The organism is Desulfitobacterium sp. (assembly GCF_034927245.1).
GTDB lineage: Bacteria > Bacillota > Desulfitobacteriia > Desulfitobacteriales > Desulfitobacteriaceae > Desulfitobacterium_A.
On the sequence record NZ_JAYFQK010000085.1, the window covers coordinates 17,297 to 35,217 of the forward strand.

Annotated in this window: 17 protein-coding genes and 1 riboswitch; of the genes, 14 read left to right on the top strand and 3 right to left on the bottom strand. The window is 43.7% G+C overall.

Annotated elements, in window-relative coordinates:
- Positions 1-16 precede the first annotated feature (16 nt).
- Complete coding sequence (gene rlmH, locus VB077_RS16435) at positions 17-499, top strand: 23S rRNA (pseudouridine(1915)-N(3))-methyltransferase RlmH (protein WP_323416337.1); 483 nt, start codon at positions 17-19, stop codon at positions 497-499.
- 105 nt (positions 500-604) lie between these two features.
- Positions 605-1,786 (top strand): benzoate/H(+) symporter BenE family transporter, encoded by a 1,182-nt coding sequence (locus tag VB077_RS16440; RefSeq protein WP_323416338.1) that lies wholly within the window; start codon positions 605-607, stop codon positions 1,784-1,786.
- Here VB077_RS16440 and VB077_RS16445 read toward each other — a convergent pair.
- Positions 1,743-2,474, bottom strand: a complete 732-nt coding sequence (locus tag VB077_RS16445; protein ID WP_323416339.1) for an MBL fold metallo-hydrolase — start codon at positions 2,472-2,474, stop codon at positions 1,743-1,745. The genes VB077_RS16440 and VB077_RS16445 overlap by 44 nt on opposite strands.
- Positions 2,475-2,538: 64 nt before the next feature.
- On the opposite strand from VB077_RS16445, the gene VB077_RS16450 reads away from it, so the two are divergent.
- Positions 2,539-2,907 (top strand): VOC family protein, encoded by a 369-nt coding sequence (locus VB077_RS16450; RefSeq protein ID WP_323416340.1) that lies wholly within the window; start codon positions 2,539-2,541, stop codon positions 2,905-2,907.
- A 119-nt stretch (positions 2,908-3,026) separates the two neighbouring features.
- Complete coding sequence (locus VB077_RS16455) at positions 3,027-4,712, top strand: glutamine--tRNA ligase/YqeY domain fusion protein (RefSeq protein ID WP_323416341.1); 1,686 nt, start codon at positions 3,027-3,029, stop codon at positions 4,710-4,712.
- A 136-nt stretch (positions 4,713-4,848) separates the two neighbouring features.
- Here the strand turns inward: VB077_RS16455 and ybaK are convergent, their stop codons facing one another.
- On the bottom strand, positions 4,849-5,322 hold the full coding sequence (ybaK, locus tag VB077_RS16460) for a Cys-tRNA(Pro) deacylase (RefSeq protein ID WP_323416342.1): 474 nt from the start codon (positions 5,320-5,322) through the stop codon (positions 4,849-4,851).
- A gap of 148 nt (positions 5,323-5,470) precedes the next feature.
- Between ybaK and VB077_RS16465 the strand changes: the two genes are divergently transcribed.
- Both VB077_RS16465 and VB077_RS16470 read left to right on the top strand, forming a co-directional pair.
- Positions 5,471-5,674, top strand: coding sequence for a hypothetical protein (locus VB077_RS16465; protein WP_323416343.1), 204 nt, complete (start codon positions 5,471-5,473; stop codon positions 5,672-5,674).
- 55 nt (positions 5,675-5,729) lie between these two features.
- Positions 5,730-5,904, top strand: a riboswitch (Lysine riboswitch).
- A gap of 117 nt (positions 5,905-6,021) precedes the next feature.
- The gene (locus VB077_RS16470; protein WP_323416344.1) at positions 6,022-7,275 is read left to right on the top strand and encodes a diaminopimelate decarboxylase; all 1,254 of its coding nucleotides are present in this window, start codon (positions 6,022-6,024) and stop codon (positions 7,273-7,275) included.
- 214 nt (positions 7,276-7,489) lie between these two features.
- Here the strand turns inward: VB077_RS16470 and gdhA are convergent, their stop codons facing one another.
- A complete protein-coding gene (gene gdhA, locus VB077_RS16475; RefSeq protein ID WP_323416345.1) occupies positions 7,490-8,824 on the bottom strand; it encodes an NADP-specific glutamate dehydrogenase in 1,335 nt (444 codons plus the stop codon).
- Between the two features lie 362 nt (positions 8,825-9,186).
- Here gdhA and asnS point away from each other — a divergent pair, with 362 nt between their 5' ends.
- The 8 genes from asnS to VB077_RS16515 all read left to right on the top strand — a co-directional run.
- Positions 9,187-10,578 (top strand): asparagine--tRNA ligase, encoded by a 1,392-nt coding sequence (gene asnS / locus VB077_RS16480; protein WP_323416346.1) that lies wholly within the window; start codon positions 9,187-9,189, stop codon positions 10,576-10,578.
- 78 nt (positions 10,579-10,656) lie between these two features.
- On the top strand, positions 10,657-10,917 hold the full coding sequence (locus VB077_RS16485) for a hypothetical protein (RefSeq protein WP_323416347.1): 261 nt from the start codon (positions 10,657-10,659) through the stop codon (positions 10,915-10,917).
- Between the two features lie 44 nt (positions 10,918-10,961).
- Positions 10,962-12,131 (top strand): alanine--glyoxylate aminotransferase family protein, encoded by a 1,170-nt coding sequence (locus VB077_RS16490; protein WP_323416348.1) that lies wholly within the window; start codon positions 10,962-10,964, stop codon positions 12,129-12,131.
- A 250-nt stretch (positions 12,132-12,381) separates the two neighbouring features.
- Entirely contained in the window at positions 12,382-13,719 is a 1,338-nt protein-coding gene (locus VB077_RS16495; RefSeq protein ID WP_323416349.1) for a sigma 54-interacting transcriptional regulator, read from the top strand.
- Between the two features lie 331 nt (positions 13,720-14,050).
- Positions 14,051-15,211 (top strand): amidohydrolase family protein, encoded by a 1,161-nt coding sequence (locus VB077_RS16500; protein ID WP_323416350.1) that lies wholly within the window; start codon positions 14,051-14,053, stop codon positions 15,209-15,211.
- Positions 15,212-15,249: 38 nt separating this feature from the next.
- Positions 15,250-16,734, top strand: a complete 1,485-nt coding sequence (locus tag VB077_RS16505; RefSeq protein WP_323416351.1) for a 4Fe-4S binding protein — start codon at positions 15,250-15,252, stop codon at positions 16,732-16,734.
- Positions 16,731-17,609 carry a UPF0280 family protein gene (locus VB077_RS16510; protein ID WP_323416352.1) on the top strand — a complete coding sequence of 293 codons (879 nt, stop codon included), beginning with the start codon at positions 16,731-16,733 and terminating at the stop codon, positions 17,607-17,609. Before VB077_RS16505 ends, VB077_RS16510 begins: the two co-directional genes overlap by 4 nt.
- Positions 17,590-17,921, top strand: a 332-nt coding sequence (locus VB077_RS16515) for an amino acid synthesis family protein (RefSeq protein ID WP_323416353.1), incomplete at its 3' end; no start/stop codon positions are given. The genes VB077_RS16510 and VB077_RS16515, both read left to right, overlap by 20 nt.

Sequence of the window (17,921 nt, forward strand, 5' to 3'; positions counted from 1 at the left end):
GATTTGGGGTGGGAAGATGCTACAGGCCAAGGTAGTAACTGTGGGCAAGGTAAAGGAAAAATATCTGCAGGAGGGGATAAAAGAATATTCTAAAAGATTGAGTTCGTACCTTCGGTTAGATATGATTGAAGTGGGTGATGAGCCTTGTCCGGAGAAACTCTCCCCCGCTGAGGAGGATCAGGTTCGGGCCAAGGAAGGAGAGCGAATCCTCAAAGCGTTAAGTCCCCAAGATTATGTCATTCTGCTTGATCTCAAAGGCAAGGAATTGACGTCCCCGGGAATTGCCGATTTTATGGATGATTTAGCTTTGCATGGACGAAGCAATATCGCTTGGGTGATTGGCGGATCTCTGGGCGTCTCCGATGGTGTTCGCGAACGGGCTGATTTTCGCTGGTCTTTCTCTAAACTGACTTTCCCTCATCAGTTGATGCGAGTCATGCTTTTAGAGCAGGTATACCGGGCTATGAAAATCAGTAAAGGGGAGCCATATCATAAATAGGGTCATACGTCGTGCTTTAAGTCGTTTATATTTAAAATTGTGAGATCTTGTTATAAAATAATAAAATACGGATTAATTAACGGAGAATTTTAGGGGAAAGTAAGCATGGAAAATCATCCATTGAAAGATTTAAATCCAAGAAATATTACCGCAGGGATTGTTGCTGCGCTTTTAGCGGTAACAGGTCCCCCGGCAATTATCTTAGAAGCCGCTGCCAAAGGGAATTTCACAACAGAGCAAACGATTTTCTGGATGTTTTCGTGTTATGTCTTGGGCGGAATTTTTAGTATTGTCATGCCCTTGCGGTTTCGCATGCCGATCGTGGGTGCTCATTCGATTACAGGGGTAGCTTTTCTGGCGACAGTCACTGCCCAATTTACCTATTCGGAATTGATTGGGGCTTATCTTCTTTCGGCGGTATTGATGCTCTTTGTCGGGGTACTCGGTATTTTTTCAAAGCTGATGAATTATGTCCCGAAGGCAATCATCTCGGCAATGCTCGCGGGCATGATCACAAAATATATGGTTAACTTTGTAGTTTCAATAAGTCAGCTGTTTTTTGTCGGGCTGACATCATTTCTTGCCTATCTTTTTTTCAGTAAGGGAAAGAGGCGGGTTCCGCCGATGGTTGCCGGGGTTGTAACAGGTACGGTCCTCTTGCTTTTGACCTACCCGCTCTCCGGTAAGGGGGTTGCGTCTTCATTTGTTGTTCCGTATGTTCAAGTTCCGGAGTTTAGCTTTACGAGTTTTCTTTCGGTTTCCATTCCTCTTGCTCTGCTCATTTTAAGCAATGATGCGGCGGTGGGGATTGGAGCCTTAGAGCAAAATGATTATCAGCCGCCGATTAACAGGATTGTTTCGTGGAGCGGGATTTTTTCAATCATTGCAAGCTTCTTTGGCGGACAATCGGCCAATGTTGCGGGAATGATGAGCGCAATATGTGCGGATGAAGAGGCCGGCCCAAAGGAAAAAAGGTACATGGGAGCGGTTGTTTCCGGTGTGATCGTGTTATGTTTCGGGCTTTTTTCCTGGGCGTTGGTTCCGTGGATTCAAGCTTTACCTTCAACCTTTATTTCAATTCTTGTGGGTTTTGCCTTGCTCGGTGTATTTGGAAATAGCATGCAGAATAGTTTTTCCCAGCCCACAATGAAACTCAGCGCAGCCCTGGCTTTTGTGATTGCGTTATCCAATATTACCATCTTAGGTATAAGCGCCCCGGTGTGGTCTTTATTCATCGGAACTCTTATTGCGCGCTTTGTTGAAAATGAGGAAGTCCGTTCTCATTAAAAAAAGTGAGGACCGTTTCCCGGTTGTTATTGCTGAATGTAACGATTTTCGTTGGAGAATCTTTCATTTTCTCCGCAAATTGCACAGCGGCATCATCATGGCCAAAAGAATGCATGGGAATTAAGATCTGAGGATGAATCTCTTCAATAAAATGTTCGGCTCCGGCGGAATAATTTTTTTCCAGCCTTGGATCAACCGGGAAGAAGGCAATATCAATGCGTTCTCCTTTTATTATTTTGATTTCATCTTTGAATCCGTCTTCGGCTTGTTTCATTGCCGCGGGAGTGTCGATCCAGTACCACCAGTTTAAATCACCGGCATGGAAAAAGTGGATTCCTTCGCATTCAACAAGAAAGGAGACCCCGATGTCTGTAGAGTTATAGGCTTTAATTTTAAGATCATCAAGTTGGCACTCATCATAAGGAGAGAGGGATTGGGTATTTACCGCGCCGGCAGGAAGCCGAATATCACTGCTTAGAATGTAGTGAATATCCGATCTTCCTTTTTGCCATTTGAAGATGATGGGATTAAAATGGTCTGAATGACTGTGTGAAGAAAAGACATAAGTGGGTTTCGTGCTCAGTTGGATGGGACCTTGGTAATAATCAAATACTAAAAAATGATGTTGGGTTTCGACACTAAAGCCGCTGTGGTATAAATAATTAATCTTGACATTGAGATTTCCCATTGTGATCACCTCTTAATGATTATACAATAATTGTGAATATCTTATGGAATATGGAGGGATAATCATGAAATTCAGCTTTAACCATAATAATATTAATGTTCTTGATTTGCAAAAGAGTCTCGAGTTTTACCGCGAATCCTTGGGATTGGTTGAGGTGGGCCGCATTGAGCCCCAGGATGGAAGCTTTATCATTGTATACCTTGGGGATGGATTGACCCCACATCGGCTTGAATTAACCTGGCTAAGAGATCGAACAGAGCCGTATAATCTGGGCGATAATGAATTTCATCTTGCTTTGGTTGTCGATGATTTCAAGGCAGCCTATGAACATCATAAAAAGATGGGATGCATTTGCTACGAGAATCAGGAAATGGGAATTTACTTTATCAATGACCCCGATAATTATTGGGTAGAGATTTTGCCGGCCCACTGAGATTCATTCTTGCAAGAAAGGGGAATACTAAAGTAAGAAGGAAATATTTATTTTAAGTAGAATTTTACATAGATTAATCTTTAATTTGTGATTCAGTTTTAATTGGGGTTAGATGTTGAATGGGAAGGGAAAGGTTGATACCAGTGGAAAACAAGTCATCTAATTTTTTGCGAAATATTATTATCGAGGATTTAGAATCAAAAAAAGTCGAACATATTCTAACGCGTTTTCCTCCTGAGCCGAATGGCTATTTACATATTGGACATGCCAAATCAATCTGCTTGAATTTTGAGTTGGCGGATGAATTTAAGGGAAAGACCAATCTGCGCTTTGATGATACGAATCCTGTGAAGGAAGATACGGAATATGTGGAGTCGATTAAGGAAGATGTAAAATGGTTGGGTTACCAATGGGATAATCTCTTTTTTGCTTCTGATTACTTTGAGGAATTTCATAAACGGGCGGTATTATTGATTCAAAAAGGAAAAGCTTATGTTTGTGATCAGACTGGGGAGGAAATCCGCGAAGCTCGGGGGACGTTAACCGAACCCGGCAAGGAAAGTCCTGATCGCAATCGGACGATTGAAGAGAATTTAGATCTATTTGAGCGGATGCGCAAGGGCGAGTTTAAGGACGGTGAGAAGGTTCTTCGGGCTAAGATCGATATGGCTTCGCCGAACATCAATCTGCGTGATCCCATCCTCTATAGAATTGCTCATACCACGCATCACAACACGGGAGATAAATGGTGTATCTATCCCATGTACGACTTTGCCCATCCCTTAGAAGATGCTATCGAAGGAGTGACACATTCCATTTGTACTCTGGAATTTGCAGACCATCGTCCCCTTTATGATTGGGTAGTCCGTGAATGCGAGATGGTCAATGTTCCTCATCAATATGAGTTTGCCCGCTTAAATATTACAAATACCGTGATGAGCAAACGCAAGCTTAAACTTTTAGTGGATGAGAAAATTGTTGACGGCTGGGATGACCCGAGAATGCCGACCATTTCCGGTCTGCGCCGTAAAGGATATACGCCTGAATCCATTCGGAACTTTGCCCGCGAAATCGGTGTGGCTAAAGCGGACAGCATTGTTGATGAAAAAATGCTGGAGTATTTCATTCGGGAGGATTTAAAGTTAAAGGCTCCTCGGACAATGGCTGTCCTCGATCCCTTGAAAGTCATTATTACCAACTATCCGGAAGGAAAAGTTGAAATGCTTGAGGCGGAAAACAATCCGGAAAATCCGGAAATGGGGGTTCGGCAAATCCCCTTTTCGCGGGAAATCTATATTGAACAAGAAGATTTTATGGAGAATCCTCCGGCAAAATATTTCCGACTTTTCCCCGGGAATGAAGTTCGTTTAAAGCATGCCTACTTTATTAAATGTGAAGAGGTTATTAAGGACGAAAACGGTAAGGTCATCGAGATTCACTGTACCTATGATCCCGAGACGAAAAGCGGGTCCGGATTTACGGGCAGGAAGGTCAAAGGCACGATCCATTGGGTTGAAGCAAGTCAGGCTCTTCCCGCGGAGTTTCGCCTGTATGAGCCTTTAATTCTGGATGAACAAATGAAAGCGGAGGATGAGGAAGGAAAAACGTTCCTCGATTATATCAATCCCAATTCGCTGGCGATTCAGCAAGGCTTTGTCGAGCGGAATATGGAAGAGGCTAAGCCACATGATAAATTCCAGTTCTATCGTCACGGGTACTTTAATGTTGATCCGAAATATTCGACTCCGGAGAGGCCCGTCTTTAATCGGATTGTATCCTTGAAGAGTTCATTTAAAATTAACTAAACCTCAGATAACCTCAGATGGAGTCAAAACCTCACCCGAAGTAGTTTCCTTTATTGAAGTAAGTTTCCTCTATTAAAACAAAAACGTTGCAGGGATTATTGTAATCCTTTGCAACGTTTTTAGCTATTATATTGTCCTAAACCGTAATTGCCCCGGTTTGAGCTTCCGTAATCCTTAAAAGATCATGGGGGGCGATAAAGATTTGTAAGCCGCGGGTTCCGGCACTGATCGACAAGCCGTCAACCCGTTCTGCAGTCTCATCAAAAAAAACAGGGTATTTTTTCTTTGTACCGAGGGGTGAGACACCGCCACGAATATATCCGGTTAAGGGTTGAACTTCTTTCAAGTGAACGACTTCGACTTTCTTATTGCCGCTAAGCTGAGCCAGGGCTTTGAGGTTAAGCTCTTTATCTGCGGGGATACAAGCAATAAGCACTCCTGTTTTATCCCCGCGTACAACAATGCTTTTAAAAATTTGTTCCGGTGGAATCCCAACTTTACGGGCAACCGTTACAGCAGATAAGTCAGATTCATCGACTTCATAAGGGATCAGTTTATAGGAAATCCCCGCTTGATCGAGGATCCGTGCTGCATTTGTTTTTTGAGACATATTCCGTCCTCCCAGCGATAATATTGACTTTGGATACTTTCAATATAAATAATGAGTCTTCCGGCGTCAAGCAAGTTTTTTAAGGTATTGGGGTATTCTAATCTATATTTGAGGTGATAAGGAACAATCTTAAAAGGAGGAATATATAATGAATGAAGAAAAAAGCAAGCCAGAGGAACTTAAGCGTCAATTATGGGAGCCTGCGGGTGTTATCAGTGTAAGCAGCCCCATAGAGGATGATTTTGGGGTTGAACCCCACGAAAGCATCAAAGGGGGCCAGATTACCCTAGAGATTGAGAACGTTTTTCATAATAAAGGATTAATGGATAAGGAGAAGGATAAGGATAAGTAAAATGGTGGTGTTGACATAGAAATTGATCTGTTGCATAATAGAAAAATAATAATAAATGAATGATAGAGGCGCGGAGAATTAAAAGTACGTATTGTGAGGCTGCCAACTCATGATCAATACGAAAAGGAGTTCCCGCCGAAGCCTAGATTTAAGGCAAAGAATTTTAGGCTGGGCTTGCACTGAATAAGTGTAAGACTGTCACCGGGAATTGGTGGAGTGCTATCTCGTCCATTAAGGGTGAAGGATTTCCTTTGTACCTTTAAAGCGGTTGTGAGTGTGCTCGTAACCGCTTTTTTGATGAGGAGCTGAATCGGCCATTCACCGGAGATATTAGGGAGGTTTGGATCGTGGCCAATAAAACATTACCGTTTAGCCGAGAACAACTGGAAGGGATTGTGGCCCAATATGGGACACCATTTCACATTTATGATGAAAAAGCGATTCGCGAGAATGCTCGCCGTTTAGTTCATGCTTTTGCATGGGCACCGGAATTTAAGGAGTATTTTGCAGTGAAGGCGACACCGAACCCTTATATTATGAAAATTTTACGTGAAGAAGGTTTTGGTGCCGATTGCAGCTCACTGGCGGAGTTAATTTTGGCGGAGAAAACGGGGATTACCGGCGAAGATATTATGTTTACCTCCAATGATACTCCTGCTCAGGAATTCAAAAAGGCAAGAGAGCTTGGGGCAGTGATGAACCTTGATGATATTACCCATATCGAATTCTTGGAAAAGGCAGCAGGCATTCCGGATCTAATGAGTTTCCGTTATAATCCGGGTCCCTTGAGATCAGGCGGCAATTCGATTATCGGAACTCCGGAAGAAGCAAAATATGGTTTAACCAAAGAACAACTTTTTCATGCTTATGAAATTGTGCGAGATAAAGGTGCGACTCGTTTTGGTCTGCATACGATGGTCATCTCGAATGAGCTTAATCCGGATTATTTTATCGAGACGGCAGAGATGATGTTTGATCTCGTGGGTGAACTTAAAGAAAAGTTAGGAATCGAAATTGAACTCGTCAATTTCGGGGGCGGAATCGGAATTCCCTACCATCCGGAAGAGGAACCCGTTAAACTCGAATATGTTGGGGAAGGAGTACGTAAAGCCTATGAGGAACGAATTTCTTCCAGGAATTTACGTCCCCTTAAATTAGCGATGGAATGCGGAAGAGTGATTACCGGGCCTTATGGTTATTTAGTCGCCCGGGCCATCCACAAAAAAGAAATCTATAAAAACTATATCGGTTTGGATACCTGCATGGCTGATTTAATGCGGCCGGGTATTTACGGGGCCTATCATCATCTTACAGTCGTAGGCAAAGAAGCTTGGCCGAAGGACCATACTTATGATGTTACTGGCAGTCTGTGCGAAAATAATGATAAGTTTGCTGTGGATCGAGAGCTTCCGCGTATTGATTATGGTGACCTTATCGTCATTCATGATACCGGAGCACACGGGCATGCGATGGGTTTCAGCTATAATGGCAAACTTCGCTCGGCTGAACTTCTTCTTAAAGAGGATGGAACAGTGGAAATGATACGCCGGGCGGAAACACTTGAGGATTATTTTGCAACTCTTGATTTCTCGAAACTCTGATGATTTGAGTTAAAATAAAGAAAACGGTGGAAGGATTTAAAACCTTTTCCACCGTTTTCTTTGTACGTGTCGTAATGTATAAGTTTTTATCGGTTGATAAACTCGAAGTGCAACCAGCGGCTTTGCCCCCGCTTAAAGCTCAGCGAAGCCGGGTCTTCTTTAGACTTAATTCAAGGGATCAAACGAATCAAACGAATCAAAGGAATCAAAGAAATCAAACAAGTCCTTGAGCCTTCATCGCTTCGGCAACCTTTAGGAATCCGGCGATATTAGCTCCAACAAGAAGGTTTCCTTCAAATCCGTATTCCTTAGCGGCATTGCTTGCGTTATTGTAGATATTAACCATAATATCTTTGAGCTTAGCGTCAACTTCTTCAAATGTCCAGGAGTAGCGCATGCTGTTTTGGGACATCTCCAGAGCGGAAACGGCAACTCCGCCGGCATTTGAGGCTTTACTGGGCGAGTAGATAATTTTTTTATTTAAAAATACGTCACTGGCCTCCAGTGTGCAAGGCATGTTAGACCCTTCTCCGACTGCAAAGCAGCCATTGTTGAGTAAGATCTCCGCGGCTTTGGCATCGAGTTCATTTTGTGTGGCGCAAGGGAATGCGATATCACAGGGAACGTTCCAGATGTTAGCGCAGCCTTCATGATACTGGGCACTGGGATGAATTTCTACATACTCTTTAATCCGTTTGCGTTCCACTTCTTTAAGCTGTTTAACCGTATCGAGCTTAATTCCGTCCGCATCATAGATATAGCCGTTGGAATCACTCATAGTGACGACTTTGGCACCCAGTTGCTGCGCTTTTTCAACGGCATAGATCGCAACGTTGCCTGAGCCGGATACAACAACGGTTGCGCCCTTTAAGGATTTTCCCTGAGCCTTGAGGGCCTCATCCATGAAATAAACAACACCGTAACCGGTGGCTTCTGTTCGTGCAAGGCTGCCGCCATAGGGGAGGCCTTTACCGGTTAAAATACTTTCATAGCGATTGGTAATTCTCTTATATTGACCGTATAAATAGCCAATTTCGCGTCCGCCTACGCCGATATCTCCGGCAGGGACGTCAGTATCGGCACCAATGAAACGGTAGAGTTCAGTCATGAAGCTTTGGCAGAAACGCATAACTTCGGTATCGGATTTACCTTTGGGATCGAAGTCACTTCCTCCTTTACCGCCGCCGATGGGAAGTCCGGTCAAGGAGTTCTTAAAGATTTGCTCAAAGCCTAAAAATTTAATAATTCCAAGGTTAACGGAGGGATGAAAACGGAGACCTCCTTTATAAGGCCCGATCGCACTATTAAACTGAACCCGGAAACCGCGGTTGACTTGGAGCTTCCCTTGATCATCAACCCAAGGAACACGGAACATAATTTGCCTTTCCGGTTCTACAATTCTTTCGAGAATTCCGGCTGTAATATATTCGGGATGCTTGTCGAATACCGGCTCTAGTGAATTTAGAACTTCTTTGACGGTTTGATGAAATTCAACTTCACCTGGGTTTTTTTCAACGGTTTTTTTGAGGACTTCTTGTACATAAGACATTGTTTATTACCTCCTATATTTTAGTATATTTAGAAACAACTAAGTAACAACTGCACATATCTCCTTTGTGTTGTGCAACAGTTATATTCTCGATAAATATGTGTTTTCCTTCAAGCTAAAGATCATGTGTATTGTATTCTTTACAGTTTTTCTTTATACAGTTCGCTTACAGTTGGCTTGCATGCAGAAATTATCCATTTTGGAAATTATCCATTTTGGACTTAAAGGGGAACCCCGGAATTGATCATGAAGAAGGATTTTGGCTATAAAGGTGGAATTTATTTTCTTATACTCTATACTATGAAGACAAAAAAATAGATCAGATTATAATGTAGAAGCAAAATGAAGGGAGATTTATGCTTATGAAAGTTACTTTAGTTAAAGATATTTTTCGGAATTCCAAGCGGTACTTAAACGAGGAAATTGAGGTTTCCGGGTGGGTAAGGACACTGAGGGCTTCGAAGGCCTTTGGTTTTATTGAGTTAAATGACGGAACTTTTTATAAGAATCTGCAGATTGTGTTTGAAGAGAGTCTAAGCAATTACGCTGAGATTTCCAAGTTAACAACGGGAACTTCCGTAATCGTGAAGGGTATCCTGGTTGAATCACCGGGGTCGAAGCAGCCTTTTGAACTTAAAGCTCAGAGTATTGGTGTTGAAGGAGATTGTGCCGCAGATTATCCGCTGCAAAAGAAGCGCCACTCCTTTGAATATTTGCGGACGATTGCGCATTTGCGTCCTCGAACAAATACCTTTTCAGCAGTCTTTAGGGTGCGTTCCCTGGTAGCCTTTGCCATCCATCAATTTTTCCAGGAGCGGGGTTTTGTTTATATCAATACTCCCCTTATTACCGGAAGCGATGCCGAAGGGGCCGGGGAAATGTTTCGTGTGACGACAATGGATCTCAATAATTTGCCTCGCACTGAGGACGGGAAGATCGACTATGCTAAAGACTTTTTCGGAAAAGAAACAAATTTGACCGTAAGCGGGCAGCTTAATGCCGAAGCCTACTGTATGGCTTTCCGAAATGTCTATACTTTTGGACCAACCTTCCGGGCAGAAAATTCAAACACGGCTCGTCATGCTGCGGAATTCTGGATGATTGAGCCGGAGATTGCTTTCGCTGACTTAGAAGATGATATGGAGTTAGCCGAGGACATGATTAAATACGTGATTAATTATGTTCTGGAGAACGCACCGGAGGAAATGGCATTTTTCAACGAGTTTGTCGATAAAAATTTACTGGAAAGACTGGACCATATTGTGCAGTCTGATTTTGAGCGGGTTACCTATTCCAGGGCTATTGAGCTGTTAGAAAAAGTCAAAGATAAGTTCGAATATCCTGTGGAGTGGGGTGTTGATTTACAGACAGAGCACGAACGTTATTTGACAGAACATATCTTTAAAAAACCGATCTTTGTTATTGATTACCCCAAGGATATTAAGGCTTTTTATATGAGGATGAATGATGACAAAAAGACAGTTGCGGCAATGGATCTTCTTGTTCCCGGAGTAGGAGAAATTATTGGCGGAAGTCAACGTGAAGAACGACTGGATGTCTTGGTCAAGAGAATGGATGAGCTCGGACTGAATAAAGAGGATTATGCTTGGTATCTTGACCTGCGTAAATATGGCGGAACCCGTCATGCCGGATATGGACTGGGTTTCGAGCGAATCATTATGTATTTGACGGGAATTTCAAATATCAGGGATGTTATAGCATTTCCGAGGACGGTAAAGAGTGCGGAATTTTAGGCTTTTGATTAGACATTTGTCCGCCTGAACTGGACAGGCAATTTTGAATATGTTACCTTAAGGTAAGGGAGGATTGGAATGAACTTAATGGTTACTTCTGAAGCTCAAAAGTACATTTTGCTTAACGGTGGAAATGCACTTGCCAGGCAGCGGTACCCAAGAATACAATTGGGGAGTCCGGACGAATCCCAAGCCGGTGATTATAAAGAAGTTCTGCTTAATGATCAGGTTAAAGTGTATATTCATTTATCCTTATTAAATCTGGATGACAGCTACAAGCTTAAAATAGATTTAGGATGGGGACTATTGGGAAAGAAGTTGGTTTTAAAAGGATTATGATATAACAATTGCAATATATTTATTCTAAGGAGGAAATCATTATTATGCCCAATCAGGAGTTATTACTCATCCCCGGACCGACGCCGGTTCTTGACGACATTTATCATGCTTTGGCTAAGGAAACTATGGCTCATACGGACGCTCGGTTCGTTAAGATTTTTAAACATAGTTTAGAAATGACCCGGCAACTGTTTAACAACACAGATGGTGAAGTCTTTGTTGTATCCGGTTCGGGAACCTTATCCATGGAAATCGCCATCATCAATACCGTGGCCCCCGGTGAAAAATTATTAGTCGTCAGCCATGGCTATTTCGGAGATCGCTTTACTCCTTTGGCCAAGGCGTTTGGTATCCAAGTGGATACGATTCAAGCCGAATGGGGAAAGCATGTTGATGTAGCGGAAGTTGAGAAGAAATGCACAGAAGGTCATTATAAAGCGGTAACGGTAACACATGTCGATACCTCGACAGGTGTTGTGGCTAATCTTGATGAATTGGTGCCGGCAGTAAAGAAAAGCGGTGCGCTTTTCATCCTGGATGGGGTTTGCGCTTCGGCTGCGATTGAAGAAGATATGCAGAAGGAATATGGCAATCCGGATTACCGGATTGATGTGGTCTTGACCGGATCTCAAAAGGCAATCGGAGTTCCGCCGGGACTTGCCATTGTCGCCTTTGGTCCTAAGGCTCTTGCCGCTCGCGAATCACGGGAAGGCGTACAGGGTTATTATGCGGATATTAAAAATTGGCTCCCTATTATGCAGAATCCCGGAAAGTACTATGCGACTCCGCCTGTCAACATGATCTATGCCTTTGAAAAAGGGATGGAGATAGTCATGGCAGAGGGTTTAGAGACTCGTTATCGCCGGCATGCAGCATTAGGCAAAGCTGTCCGTGCGGGTTTGGAAGTCTATGGAATGAAGGCTATAGCTTCGGAAGAGGTTGCGGCACCGACCTTAAGCTGTGTTCTCTATCCGGAAGGAGTTAATGATGCGGAATTCCGTTCAAAACTGGCTTCTAAAGGAATGATCATTGCGGGATCTTTAGCATCATTAGCCGGTAAAGCATTTAGAATCGGCCATTTGGGGAATGTCACAAGGGCCGACTTTGTTAAGGCTTTGGAACTCGTCGGGGAGACCTTGAAAGAGATGGGTAAAGATGCCGATACAGAAGGCGCGATCAAGGAGTTTATACGGGTTTACGAAGCGAATCTGTAGAAATAAGCGGCCGCTTAATTTTAAATCCATAACCTTAAAACGAAATTAGGAGTATAATATAATAAAATTAAGAAGGTGGAGGTGTCGCAAAACTACTTCAAGTAGCTAGCTATACTCCCTTCTTTTGTGAGGTGATTACCATTCTTGACTAGGAAGCATAATCCATATTTTACACTAAACGGATGTGGCTTTTTCCAAAAATGTGTTTACCCTTCTCTAGAGAAATTATTGCAATTCGGAGGAGAAAAACATGCAACAAGAATCTATCCTAAGAATATTACCGATTTTAGCAAAGACGACCGGTGGTTATGCCACGATTACAGACCGAAAAGGCCGCAGACTTTACACATTTGATTTTAACGGCAATGAAGTAGAAAGCTTAAAAGGAAAAGTTTATGAATTAGCGCAGCGAGCTGTGGCGGAAGGACAACCATTGCTGGGTTCATCCCAGATTGTTGATCAAGCAGATGCCTGGGCTCTGCCCTTGGATGATTATGTATTGAGCTGTAGTAATATTGAGCGTTTTAAGAGAGAACAGAAATTCCAAGACGCCCTGCGGCGGGCTTTGCCCATGATTGCTCAAGTGGCCGGCGGAGAGGCTGTATTATTTAACGAACGCGGTGAGCGCATTGTCAGTTATAATCCCGATGGAACAGAAAATAAGAGGTTTAAAGGGAAGATGAGTAAGCACGCACATAAGGCAATGCAAATAGAAGAGCCTGTCATTGCGAAGTCTTTTTCTGTGAATGGAGCCATGGCCGTTCGAATCCCAATGAATGATAAATTTGGATTTGGGTTTAATAATGAAAATGTCACGAACAAACACCAAAAATTATATGAAGAGGGAGCATTTACAGGGGCTAAAAAAGGCGGAAGCCCAGGGATTTTTGAGCAAGCCAATGGGGGGACTGTTTTCCTCGATGAAATTAGTGAAATGGAATTAGGTTTGCAGACTAAATTGCTGCGTGTTTTGCAGGAAAGGGAAGTCGTCCGTATCGGAGGTTTTAAGTCTTTGAAAGTGGATGTACGGGTTATTGCTTCAACAAATAAGGATCTTAACAAACTCATTGCCGAAGGGAAATTTAGAAAGGATTTATATTATCGTTTAAATGTCGTTCAGATCAAGATTCCGGGGCTGCGCGAGAGAAACGAAGATATCCCCATTTTAGCTAAATATTTTGTGGAGAAATATAATGCATGTTTCGGAAAATTCATTGAAGAAATTGATTCTAAAACAATGCATGTTCTCCAGAACTATTCTTGGCCGGGGAATGTTCGTGAACTGCAGAATTGTATCGAACATGCCATGAATATGGTTGGACGGGATGAATCCGTTCTTTTAACCCGGCATATACCTTTGGGCATACAGAAGGGCGAAATTTCAGGAAATGAGCCTTCATCAGTTAAAATTCAGCCGGAGGACCTAAATTTAAACGAAGCTATCAGGGAGACGGAAAAAAAGGTAATTCAAAAGGCTCTTCAAGTTTCGAAGTATAAAAAAAATAAGGCGGCGAAGCTTTTAGGAATTAGCACAAGCACGTTATGGAGACATTTGACAGAATTAGGATTAGAAGAGGAACTAAAATAATGATCAAATTGTGTAATTTGTAATAACTGATTCAAGACTGACAGAAGATATCTTCTTAATGCAACAATATCGCTTATATCTGCAATGCAATAGCTCAGATCTGAAACATATTCAGGGTATTTCGAGGAGGGGTTTGGAGTTTACAAATGCAGCCCGATTGACAAAAACCTTAAATCAACTGAAAATAGGGCAGGTTTTTGTCCATAAAAAGCATACCAAGAGTTGGTATGCTTTTTGCATATATTAAATCATGACGCGTCAATGAACTGTCGATCATCCCAGAAAGGGTGCATAGCTTTCTTAAGGCAGAAAAAAGAAGGAGGAATTGTTCATGTCAGTACTTGCACTAACTAACATTGGGAAATTGCTTACGGGGGATATTCAGAATCCGGTCTCAAAATTCAATACCATCGTGGTCAAAGACGGAAAGATCGCTAAAGTGGGTAATGGTGATATCTTAAAGAACTTCAAGGTTGAAAAAACCGTGGATGCAGCGGGGATGACCGTTTCTCCGGGTTTTATTGATTCCCATGTGCACACAGTTCTCGGTGATTATACCCCACGCCAGAAAACACAAGATTATCTGATCGGAGCTGTCCATGGTGGTGTGACCACGTTTATCTCAGCCGGTGAATGCCATACTCCCGGTCGTCCGAAAGATCCGGCAGGAACAAAAGCCTTGGCTATCCTGGCTCATAAATCGTTTGACAACCTACGCTCTACCGGCCTGAAAGTCCACGGGGGCGTTTTGATTTTAGAAAAAGGTTTAGTTGAAGCCGACTTCGCGGAAATGGCTAAAGAAGGGGTTTGGCTTGTCGGTGAAGTTGGATTAGGAAGTGTTAAAAAACCCGAAGATGCAAAACCCATGGTGGAATGGGCTAAGAAATATGGAATGAAAGTTGCGATGCATACAGGCGGAACCTCGATTCCCGGCAGTTCTACAGTGACCGCTGATGATGTCATTGCTGTTCAGCCGACCGTGGTTTCCCATATCAATGGCGGACCGACAGCGGTTGCTCCTAAGGAAATTGAAAAGTTGATCAATACTACGGATTTGACTTTGGAAATTGTGCAATGCGGCAACCCGAAAATCGCGCAATTAGTCGTGAATAAGTTAAATGAAAAAGGAGCTTTAAACCGGCTTATCTTTGGCAATGATTCACCGTCCGGTACAGGGATTATTCCTTTGGGAGTTCTGCGTACGATGAGTTATGTGGCTTCAATGTGCGGAATTCCAGCCGAAAAAGTTGTCGCTATGGCTACAGGAAATACGGCCAAAACCTATGGCTTAAATACCGGATTGATTGAAGAAGGTAAAGATGCTGATTTAGTCATCATGGATGCGCCAATGGGTTCAATTGCTTCAGATGCTATGGGAGCACTCGAAGCAGGGGATCTTCCTGGGGTAGCGATGGTTATCGTCGATGGCGAAATTATCGTCACGAAGAGTCGTAACACTCCTCCATCCACCCGGAAATACACGGTTAAGTAAAACTTTCGTAAGAAGTATCGGGAAGGGATTGTTATAAGATGGCAGTCGTTATAGATCTTGACCTGTGTAAAGGGTGTGGCATGTGTGCTCGAGAATGCCCTAATCAAGCAATTAAAATTGTAGAGAAAAAAGCTATTATCGGAGACAACTGTGCCAGTTGTGGGATTTGTACACGGGTTTGCAAATTTAAGGCAGCAACTTTTACTTCTGAAATCAAAGAAGGGGCGGTTAAATGCTCTTCATGCCCTGTGCAATGCGAGATTGTCGAAGGGTACACCGGGGCTTGCCAACGGTATCAAAACCGGGGAGGAAAATTGGTTCGTAATCGTCAATTGGTGACGGAACTTCCCAAAGAAGGCCCCCTCATTTCAGCCGTAGGGGCCGGAACGAATTATCCGTGTTGCCGTCCCGCGCCCCATATTGTTCAGGATACTGTGGACGGGGTTGAAACGGTGACGGTCGTGACAGAGGCTCCACTGAGTTACAGTGGGGTAAAGGTTAAAATCGATACGAATCTATCTATCGGAGCGGAAACTGCTAAAGTTAAACGAAACGGCAAAGTCGTCGGTTTTGTCGATACTGAAGAATATGGTTCAAAAATGCTCTCGATCGGTGGGGCGAACCTCTTAACTGGCAAAGATGGATTCATTGTTGCACGGACGATCGTGGAATTAGCGAATGGCGAGAGAGTGACTCTGAAAGTTGAAGATGGAAGCACTCTTGAATTACAGGTCGGCCATTCCCCGATCATTGATGGGGTTCAGGATCAGAAAATGCGCGTGGGGTGCGGAAGTGCCACAATCGGCATGTTTGCGGGAATCCTCAAAGACGTTGTCGATGAAGCCATCATCCTTGATTACCATGTCGTGGGGCTTTTATCGGAGCATCTGGCAGGTGCCTATTTAGGAATGACGTGGAGTGGTGTGATCCCCAATGCACGTAAAAGTACCCGCGGCCGTTATTTTGGAGAGCAAGGTAAGGGCTGGGGAGGAACGAATATCGAGAATCCCCGGGATGCCATCAAAGAGGTGGATATGTCAGTTGCCAAACCCGGGATCAAAATTCTGGTTACTGAAACCACGGGACAAAAAGCTGCCCTCTTCCAATTAGGTGCTCAAGGTACTATCACCGAGATTCCCGTAACCCATGAGGTCCAAAAGGCTGTTGATACGATTGCTGCGAACTGCGAAGGATCAAGGGTTTCCGTACTCTATACAGGGGGTACAGGTGGCAGTGCTCGGGCCGGAGTAGCTGTGAATCCGATTAAAGTCACGCAGGCTGTCCACGATGGGGCTGCTAAACTGACAATCGGTGGAGCGGAGACTTATGTTTTGCCCGGCGGCGGCATCAACTTCATGGTTGATGTTGAAAAAGTTGTTCCCAAAGCGTTTACCTGGGTGCCTACACCGGCAACTGTTGCACCGGTTGAATACACGATGCCCCTCGCAAAATATAAGGAAATCGGCGGTCATACCCAATATATTAAACCGCTTAAAGATTTTAAAAAACACAGAAATCCATGATCAGTGTTCTTGATAAGGATCGAGTCTTTCTCGACTATGGGCCGATCGAAATGATGCTCATGGCCACATCTCCTGATAAAAATATGACCGCGCAAATGCAAGAAGCTGCGAAGGAGGCCATGACCTGGTTAAGTCAGTTATCCCAGGTTCTGGATCAGGCGAAGGATGTCCGCACCCTGAGCTATCCCCGTCCCCATGAACTACCCCTTCCCCTCCGTCGTATGGTTGAAGCGGTGCTGGCAACGGGAGATAGAAGTCTCACGCCCATGGCTGCCGTAGCCGGAACATTTTCAGATCTGGTAGCCGATCGATTGGTTGAAGATGGTGCCCATAAAGTAATTATTAATAATGGCGGAGATATCGCGATTCGGCTTTTCGGTTCTGAAAGAACGAAAGTCGGGATAACTCCGAGTATCGGGGCCAAGCGATTCACCCATGTGATTAAGTTATCAAGTAGCAGCGGAGTTGGGGGAGTAGCCACAAGTGGAAGGGGCGGAAGAAGTTTTACCAAAGGAATTGCAAGCTCAGCGACAGTTTTAGCCCAGAGCGCACGCGTCGCAGATAGTTGTGCAACCCTGATCGCGAATCATTGTTTTACACCTGATCCTCATATTCTGCAATTACCTGCGGAGGAGCTTGATCCCCAGACAGATATTCCGGGTCATTACGTAACGGTAAAGGTTGGGGAACTGAGTCCGGAGGTTAAAAGTAAAGCACTGGAAAATGCCTTAGCAAAGGCGAACGACCTATTCTCTCAAGGCATTATTCAAGGCGCGGTTGTCTTTTTAGATGAGTTTGTTGGGATGATTCCCAATGATCTATGTTATCCGGTAATAAAAAAGGAGGAAGTTAAAAATGGCAATGGAAATTCGTAAAATCGTAACTGTGGTTGAAGAAACACGGAAAGATGGCGAAAAAATGGTGACTCCACCTACGCGTAAAGCGTCGGTGGCAGCGGTTATTAAAAATCCATTCGCAGGAAAATACGTTGAAGATTTAACAGAACTCATGGAATATGGCGAACAACTCGGTACGATCTTGGCAAGACAAGGTGTGAAAGCTTTGGGCATTGCTAAAGAAGAGGTTAATAGCTATGGCAAAGGTGTCATTGTGGGCGAAAAAGGTGAACTGGAACATGCCGCAGCCATTCTTCACCCGCGTCTTGGCAAACCGTTCCGTGCAGAAGT

Excerpts from the sequence above, each read along its gene's own strand:
- rlmH (WP_323416337.1), top strand. The coding sequence starts at position 17 with ATGCTACAGGCCAAGGTAGTAACTGTGGGCAAGGTAAAGGAAAAATAT.
- VB077_RS16440 (WP_323416338.1), top strand. The coding sequence starts at position 605 with ATGGAAAATCATCCATTGAAAGATTTAAATCCAAGAAATATTACCGCA.
- VB077_RS16445 (WP_323416339.1), bottom strand. The coding sequence starts at position 2,474 with ATGGGAAATCTCAATGTCAAGATTAATTATTTATACCACAGCGGCTTT.
- VB077_RS16450 (WP_323416340.1), top strand. The coding sequence starts at position 2,539 with ATGAAATTCAGCTTTAACCATAATAATATTAATGTTCTTGATTTGCAA.
- VB077_RS16455 (WP_323416341.1), top strand. The coding sequence starts at position 3,027 with ATGGGAAGGGAAAGGTTGATACCAGTGGAAAACAAGTCATCTAATTTT.
- ybaK (WP_323416342.1), bottom strand. The coding sequence starts at position 5,322 with ATGTCTCAAAAAACAAATGCAGCACGGATCCTCGATCAAGCGGGGATT.
- VB077_RS16465 (WP_323416343.1), top strand. The coding sequence starts at position 5,471 with ATGAATGAAGAAAAAAGCAAGCCAGAGGAACTTAAGCGTCAATTATGG.
- gdhA (WP_323416345.1), bottom strand. The coding sequence starts at position 8,824 with ATGTCTTATGTACAAGAAGTCCTCAAAAAAACCGTTGAAAAAAACCCA.
- asnS (WP_323416346.1), top strand. The coding sequence starts at position 9,187 with ATGAAAGTTACTTTAGTTAAAGATATTTTTCGGAATTCCAAGCGGTAC.
- VB077_RS16485 (WP_323416347.1), top strand. The coding sequence starts at position 10,657 with ATGAACTTAATGGTTACTTCTGAAGCTCAAAAGTACATTTTGCTTAAC.
- VB077_RS16490 (WP_323416348.1), top strand. The coding sequence starts at position 10,962 with ATGCCCAATCAGGAGTTATTACTCATCCCCGGACCGACGCCGGTTCTT.
- VB077_RS16495 (WP_323416349.1), top strand. The coding sequence starts at position 12,382 with ATGCAACAAGAATCTATCCTAAGAATATTACCGATTTTAGCAAAGACG.
- VB077_RS16500 (WP_323416350.1), top strand. The coding sequence starts at position 14,051 with ATGTCAGTACTTGCACTAACTAACATTGGGAAATTGCTTACGGGGGAT.
- VB077_RS16505 (WP_323416351.1), top strand. The coding sequence starts at position 15,250 with ATGGCAGTCGTTATAGATCTTGACCTGTGTAAAGGGTGTGGCATGTGT.
- VB077_RS16510 (WP_323416352.1), top strand. The coding sequence starts at position 16,731 with ATGATCAGTGTTCTTGATAAGGATCGAGTCTTTCTCGACTATGGGCCG.